This window comes from Bacteroides sp. LFL-34 (assembly GCF_027257075.1).
GTDB lineage: Bacteria > Bacteroidota > Bacteroidia > Bacteroidales > Bacteroidaceae > Bacteroides > Bacteroides ovatus.
The window spans coordinates 1-7,121 of the sequence record NZ_JAPQKZ010000091.1 but is presented as its reverse complement, the minus strand read 5'-3'; the positions used below and the strand labels follow the sequence as shown (position 1 = coordinate 7,121).

Sequence of the window (7,121 nt, the reverse complement as noted above, 5' to 3'; positions counted from 1 at the left end):
GGCGAACACGGGCTGATGAAATTGGGAGCGGCAAGGAGCCATCCCCGATACCTTATCAACCGACGGCGGATCACCCGATTACTCAAACGGCAACGAAAGGAAGAAACGACATGAGAAATACATCCAAAATGACAACACTGGAAAACAAGTTCCCCCTGCTGGCGGTGGAGCATGGCTGCATCATCTCCAAAGACGCCGACATCACGGTGGCTTTTGAGGTGGAACTGCCGGAGCTTTACACCGTGACGGGCGCAGAGTACGAGGCGATACACGGCTGCTGGTGCAAGGCTATCAAGGTGCTGCCGTACTTCTGCGTCGTGCATAAGCAGGATTGGTTCATCAAGGAGAAATATATGCCGGAGTTACAGAAGGACGACATGAGTTTCTTGAGCCGTTCCTTTGAACGCCACTTCAACGAGCGTCCGTACCTGAAACACTCCTGCTATCTCTACTTGACCAAGACGACGAAAGAACGTAACCGTATGCAGAGCAACTTCAGTACGCTGTGCCGGGGACATATCATCCCGAAGGAGCTGGACAAGGAAACCGCCGGGAAGTTCATGGAGGCCGCCGAACAGTTCGAGCGCATCATGAACGACAGCGGCTTTGTGAGGCTGCGCCGCCTCTCCACCGACGAGATTGTCGGGACGGAGAAGTCCGCCGGGCTGATAGAGCGTTACTTCTCGCTCATGCCCGAAGGCGACACGACCTTGCAGGACATCGACCTCTCGGCAAAAGAAATGCGTATCGGTGACAACCGCCTGTGCCTGCACACCCTCTCCGACGCGGAGGATATGCCAGGAAAGGTGGCTACCGACATCCGCTACGAGAAACTCTCCACCGACCGCTCGGACTGTCGCCTCTCCTTCGCCTCCCCCGTGGGGCTGCTGCTTTCCTGCAACCACATCTATAACCAGTATGTGATTATCGACAACAGCGAGGAAAATTTGCAGAAGTTCGAGAAGTCCGCAAGGAATATGCAGTCGCTATCCCGATACAGCCGGAGCAACAGCATCAACCGCGAGTGGATAGACCAGTACCTGAACGAAGCCCATTCCTACGGGCTGACCTCGGTACGGGCGCACTTCAACGTCATGGCGTGGAGCGATGACGCGGAGGAACTGAAGCATATCAAGAACGATGTGGGCAGCCAGCTGGCAAGCATGGAGTGCGTGCCGCGCCACAATACCATCGACTGCCCGACGCTCTACTGGGCGGCGATGCCCGGCAACGCGGCGGACTTCCCGGCGGAAGAGAGTTTCCATACATTCATCGAGCAGGCGGTGTGCCTCTTCACGGAGGAAACCAACTACCGCAGTTCGCTCTCGCCCTTCGGCATCAAGATGGTGGACAGGCTTACGGGAAAACCGTTGCACCTCGACATCAGCGACCTGCCGATGAAGCGGGGTATCACGACCAACCGCAACAAGTTCGTGTTGGGTCCTTCGGGCAGCGGCAAATCCTTTTTTATGAACCACCTCGTGAGGCAATACTACGAGCAGGGTACGCACGTGGTGCTGGTGGACACGGGAAACTCCTATCAGGGCTTGTGCGAGATGATCCGGTGCAAGACAAACGGGGCGGACGGCGTGTACTTCACCTACACGGAGGAGAAACCGATTTCGTTCAACCCGTTCTACACCGATGATTACGTGTTCGACGTGGAGAAAAAGGACAGCATCAAGACATTGCTGCTGACGCTCTGGAAGTCGGAGGACGACAAAGTGACGAAGACGGAGAGCGGCGAACTGGGCAGTGCGGTGAACGCCTATATCGAGCGTATCAGGGCTGACCGGAGCATCGTCCCCTCGTTCAACACCTTCTACGAGTATATGCGCGACGACTACCGCCGCGAACTGGCGGAACGTGAGATAAAGGTGGAGAAGTCCGACTTCAACATCGACAATATGCTCACCACCATGCGGCAGTATTACCGGGACGGACGCTACGACTTCCTGCTCAACTCCACGGAGAACATCGACCTGCTCGGCAAGCGGTTCATCGTCTTCGAGATTGACAGTATAAAGGAAAATCGCGAGCTTTTCCCTGTGGTGACCATCATCATCATGGAAGCCTTCATCAACAAGATGCGCCGATTGAAAGGCGTAAGGAAACAGTTGATAGTGGAAGAGGCTTGGAAGGCTCTATCTTCGGCGAACATGGCTGAGTACCTGCGCTATATGTACAAGACCGTGCGCAAGTATTACGGGGAGGCAATCGTGGTGACGCAGGAGGTGGACGACATCATTTCCTCGCCCGTCGTCAAGGAGAGCATCATCAACAACTCCGACTGCAAGATACTCCTTGACCAGCGGAAGTACATGAACAAGTTTGATGCCATACAGTCCCTGTTGGGTCTGACGGAGAAAGAGAAGTCGCAGATACTCTCCATCAACATGGCGAACAACCCGTCAAGGCTCTACAAGGAAGTGTGGATAGGACTGGGCGGCACGCAGTCGGCAGTCTATGCCACCGAAGTTAGTGCTGAAGAGTATCTGGCGTACACCACCGAAGAAACGGAAAAAGTAGAGGTTTACCGTCTGGCGGAACAGTTGGGCGGCGACATTGAAGCCGTCATCCGGCAGCTTGCCGAAAGGCGGAGAAAAAAGGAATAAATAGAAACAGATTCATCAACTAAAAAAGAAAATGCGTATGAGTATATCAAGAACGAAAATGCTGCAAGTCAGCAAGTGTTTAATCGGGCTGGCGGTCATGGTGCTGCAATCCTGCGACATAACGGACAACCGACGCGACCTGCTTTGCGGAAACTGGGAGAGTGTGGAGGGCAAGCCCGACGTGCTTATCTACAAGGAGGGCGAAGCCTATAAGGTGACGGTATTCAAGCGGAGCGGCATCCGCCGCAAGCTGAAGCCGGAAACCTATCTCTTGCAGGAGGAGAACGGCAATCTGTTCATGAACACCGGATTCCGCATCGACGTGTCCTACAACGAGGCGACGGACATCCTGACCTTCTCGCCGAACGGGGACTACGTGCGTGTGAACCCGAAACCGGACCATCCGATAGGCGAGCAATAAATAATGAAATCCACTAAAATCCAAAGTAACATGAGAACAAGAATAACACTTATTATCTGCCTGTGCCTGTTTGCAGTCGGCAGGGCAAGCGCACAGTGGGCGGTGATAGACCCGTCCAACATCGCGCAGAGCATCGTGAACACCTCGAAGAACGTGGTACACACTTCCACGACCGCCCAGAATATGATAAAAAATTTTCAAGAGACCGTGAAGATTTACGAACAGGGCAAGAAGTATTACGACGCACTCAAATCCGTGAACAATCTGGTAAAGGACGCCCGGAAGGTGCAGCAGACCATTCTGATGGTGGGTGACATCACCGACACCTATGTGACCAGTTTCCAGAAGATGATGCGTGACGACAACTTCACGGTGGAGGAACTGGGAGCCATCGCCTTTGGCTACACCAAGTTATTGGAGGAATCCAACGATGTGCTGACGGAACTGAAGAATGTGGTGAATATCACCACGCTCTCCATGACGGACAAGGAGCGCATGGACGTGGTGGAACGCTGCTACTCCAAAATGAAGCGTTACCGCAACCTCGTGAGCTACTACACCAACAAGAACATTAGCGTGAGTTACCTGCGTGCGAAGAAGAAAAACGACCTTGACCGCATCATGGGGCTGTACGGGAACATGAACGAAAGATATTGGTAGCCTATGAATTTCGACAACCTTCACCAAATTCTGCGCTCGCTCTACGAACAGATGATGCCGCTATGCGGGGACATGGCGGGCGTGGCGAAAGGCATCGCCGGGCTGGGCGCACTCTTTTATGTGGCCTACCGGGTATGGCAGTCGCTGGCGAGAGCCGAACCGATAGACGTGTTCCCTATGCTCCGCCCGTTCGCTATCGGTCTGTGCATCATGTTCTTTCCGACGGTGGTACTGGGTACGATAAACAGCATCATGTCGCCCGTCGTGCAGGGTACGGCAAAGATGCTGGAGGCGGAAACGCTGGACATGAACCGATACCGTGAGCAGAAGGACAAACTGGAGTACGAAGCGATGATGCGCAATCCCGAAACCGCCTACCTCGTGTCAAATGAGGAGTTTGACAAACAACTGGAAGAACTGGGCTGGTCGCCCGGCGACATGGTGACGATGGCGGGGATGTACATCGAGCGCGGGATGTACAACATGAAGAAGGGCATCCGCGACTTCTTCCGCGAGATACTGGAACTGATGTTCCAAGCCGCCGCCCTCGTGATAGACACCATCCGCACGTTCTTCCTCGTGGTGCTGGCGATACTCGGTCCGATAGCCTTCGCCATATCGGTGTGGGACGGCTTCCAAAGCACGCTTACACAGTGGATATGCCGCTACATACAGGTCTATCTGTGGCTGCCCGTGTCGGATATGTTCAGCACCATACTGGCGAAGATACAAGTGCTGATGCTGCAAAGCGACATCGAACGGATGCAGGCTGACCCGAACTTCTCGCTGGATTCGAGCGACGGGGTGTACATCGTCTTCATGATAATCGGCATCATTGGTTACTTCACCATCCCCACGGTAGCAGGCTGGATTATCCAAGCCGGAGGCATGGGAAGCTACGGTCGCAACGTGAACCAGACGGCAGGACGAGCCGGAAGTATGGCGGGCAGCGTGGCGGGCGCAGCCGCAGGAAACGTGGTCGGACGTGTCGGGAAGCTGCTGAAATAATCAACTGACAATTAAAAACGAATAAACAACAATGGAATTTAAGTCACTTAAAAACATCGAATCATCGTTCAGGCAGATACGCCTGTTCGGTATCGTCTTCCTCTCGTTGTGTGCCGTAATAACGGTATGGAGCGTGTGGAGTTCCTACCGCTTCGCGGAGCGGCAACGGGAAAAGATTTACGTGCTGGACAACGGCAAGTCGCTGATGCTGGCTCTCTCGCAAGACTTGTCGCAGAACCGTCCGGCAGAAGCGAGGGAACACGTGCGCCGTTTCCACGAGCTGTTCTTCACGCTCTCACCCGAAAAGAGCGCGATAGAGCATAACGTGAAACGCGCCCTGCTATTAGCGGACAAAAGCGTGTACAACTACTATTCGGACTTTGCCGAGAAGGGGTACTACAACCGCATCATCGCCGGGAACATCAATCAGGTGTTGAAGGTGGACAGCGTGGTGTGCGATTTCAACGGCTATCCCTACCGTGCCGTGACCTACGCCACGCAGAAGATCATCCGGCAGAGCAACGTCACCGAGCGCAGCCTCGTGACTACGTGCCGCCTCTTGAACTCGTCCCGTTCGGACGACAATCCCAACGGTTTCACCATCGAGGGATTCACCATCATCGAGAACAAGGATTTACAAACCATCAAAAGGTAAACGGACATGAAGAAAATCAAAAAATCATTTTGGCGTGCGTACTGGAAGCTCCACGACAAAAAGAAAATGCTGGTGGCAAGGCTCAAAGGCTATCTGGACGGTTTGCCCCCGAAGACACGCAGGCGCATCGTGCTGGCGATGCTCGCCGCCTTTGCGGTGCTTGCCCTCTACACCTTCGGCAAAGCCGTCTATGAAATCGGCAGGAATGACGGCAGCCGGATGGTAACAGACCATGCCGGACAGGTGGAACTGTCCATAAAGCCGGACAACAATCATAATGTAATACCTTATTTATATGGAACAGACGAAGAATGAACCTAAAAACGAGAACAAGGCGGCTCCCGACAACGGGAAACCGAAGAAGGAGCGCAAGCCGCTGACCGAAGCCCAAAGGCTGAAACGTCAGAAAATGATAGTGCTGCCCGCTATAGTGCTGGTATTCATCGGTGCTATGTGGCTGATATTCGCCCCGTCTTCCGACAAGGAGCAGCAACCGGGAACGGGTGGTTACAACATCGAAATGCCCGACGCTGACAAGGCGAACCGCCAGATCATCGGCGACAAGGCGAAAGCCTACGAACAGGGAGCAATGGAGGAACGGCAGGAGAACCGCAGCCGCGCCATGCAGGAACTGGGCGATATGTTCGACCGCGAGGTGGCGGAAACGGACGGCGGCAGGGACTTCGACCTTGCTAATCCCGGAAATGCGGAAGATGCAACAGCAAAATCATCCGCTCCGAAAACCATCCAATCCTCCGCAGCTGCCTACCGCGACCTCAATACCACGCTCGGCAACTTCTATGAGCAGCCGAAGAACGACAACGCGGAAATGGACGAACTGTTAGAGCGTATCGCCTCGCTGGAATCGGAACTGGAAACCGAGAAAGGCAAGGCATCCGCTATGGATGACCAAGTGGCACTCATGGAGAAGTCCTATGAACTGGCGGCGAAGTACATGGGCGGGCAGAACGGCACACAGCCACCTGTCGGACAGGCGGCAGAGCCTTACCCCGTGCAGAAAGCCGGAAAGAACACGGCTGCACCTGTCAGGCAGGTAACGCATCAGGTGGTATCTTCGCTCTCACAGCCGATGAGCAACGCTGAGTTTGTCGCCTCCTTCTCGCAGGAGCGCAACCGCAGTTTCAATACGGCGGTGGGTGTCACGACTGTATCGGACAGGAACACCATATCGGCGTGTGTCTATGGGGCGCAGAGTGTGACTGACGGGCAGGCGGTAAGATTACGGCTGCTGGAGCCGATGGCAGTGGCGGACAAAATCATACCCCGCAATGCAGTGGTGGTAGGCACGGCAAAGATTCAGGGCGAACGACTCGATATTGAAATTACTTCGCTGGAGTACGCAGGTACGATTATCCCGGTAGAACTGGCGGTGTATGACACGGACAGACAGCCCGGCATCTTCATTCCAAACTCGATGGAGATGAACGCCGTCAGGGAGGTTGCCGCCAACATGGGCGGCTCGCTGGGCAGCAGCATTAATATCTCCACCAACGCAGGGGCGCAGCTCGCCTCCGACTTGGGCAAGGGGCTGATACAAGGCACGAGCCAGTATATCGCCAAGAAGATGCGTACCGTCAAGGTGCATCTGAAATCCGGATACAAGGTCATGCTATATCAGGACAGAGATTGAAAACAATAACAATCAACGACTAAAAAAACAACAACCAAATTTTTATTTACCACTAAAATCCAAAGTAGAATGAAAAAAGTAATCATCATGTTTGCCCTCGCTATGGGCATC

7 protein-coding genes and 1 pseudogene are annotated in these 7,121 nt (G+C 54.1%); all 8 read left to right on the top strand.

All coding sequences use genetic code 11. The annotated features are described in order from the left end of the window. A pseudogene (locus tag N5O98_RS26375) lies at positions 1 to 114 on the top strand (DUF4133 domain-containing protein); the annotation flags it as partial. Beyond that, positions 111 to 2,615 (top strand): TraG family conjugative transposon ATPase, encoded by a 2,505-nt coding sequence (locus N5O98_RS26370; RefSeq protein WP_077154583.1) that lies wholly within the window; start codon positions 111 to 113, stop codon positions 2,613 to 2,615. The pseudogene N5O98_RS26375 and the gene N5O98_RS26370, both read left to right, overlap by 4 nt. A gap of 37 nt (positions 2,616 to 2,652) precedes the next feature. Continuing rightward, entirely contained in the window at positions 2,653 to 3,036 is a 384-nt protein-coding gene (locus N5O98_RS26365; protein WP_004308928.1) for a DUF3876 domain-containing protein, read from the top strand. A gap of 30 nt (positions 3,037 to 3,066) precedes the next feature. Then, positions 3,067 to 3,696 carry a DUF4141 domain-containing protein gene (locus tag N5O98_RS26360; RefSeq protein WP_004308927.1) on the top strand — a complete coding sequence of 210 codons (630 nt, stop codon included), beginning with the start codon at positions 3,067 to 3,069 and terminating at the stop codon, positions 3,694 to 3,696. A gap of 3 nt (positions 3,697 to 3,699) precedes the next feature. Then, positions 3,700 to 4,704: a conjugative transposon protein TraJ gene (traJ, locus tag N5O98_RS26355; RefSeq protein WP_004308926.1), complete on the top strand. Its 1,005-nt coding sequence runs from the start codon at positions 3,700 to 3,702 to the stop codon at positions 4,702 to 4,704. Between the two features lie 31 nt (positions 4,705 to 4,735). Continuing rightward, the gene (gene traK / locus N5O98_RS26350) at positions 4,736 to 5,359 is read left to right on the top strand and encodes a conjugative transposon protein TraK (RefSeq protein WP_004308925.1); all 624 of its coding nucleotides are present in this window, start codon (positions 4,736 to 4,738) and stop codon (positions 5,357 to 5,359) included. A 6-nt stretch (positions 5,360 to 5,365) separates the two neighbouring features. Further along, the gene (locus N5O98_RS26345; protein WP_004308924.1) at positions 5,366 to 5,674 is read left to right on the top strand and encodes a TraL conjugative transposon family protein; all 309 of its coding nucleotides are present in this window, start codon (positions 5,366 to 5,368) and stop codon (positions 5,672 to 5,674) included. Then, complete coding sequence (gene traM / locus N5O98_RS26340; protein WP_269496180.1) at positions 5,655 to 7,010, top strand: conjugative transposon protein TraM; 1,356 nt, start codon at positions 5,655 to 5,657, stop codon at positions 7,008 to 7,010. The genes N5O98_RS26345 and traM overlap by 20 nt, the downstream gene beginning before the upstream one ends. The last annotated feature ends 111 nt before the right edge of the window (positions 7,011 to 7,121 follow it).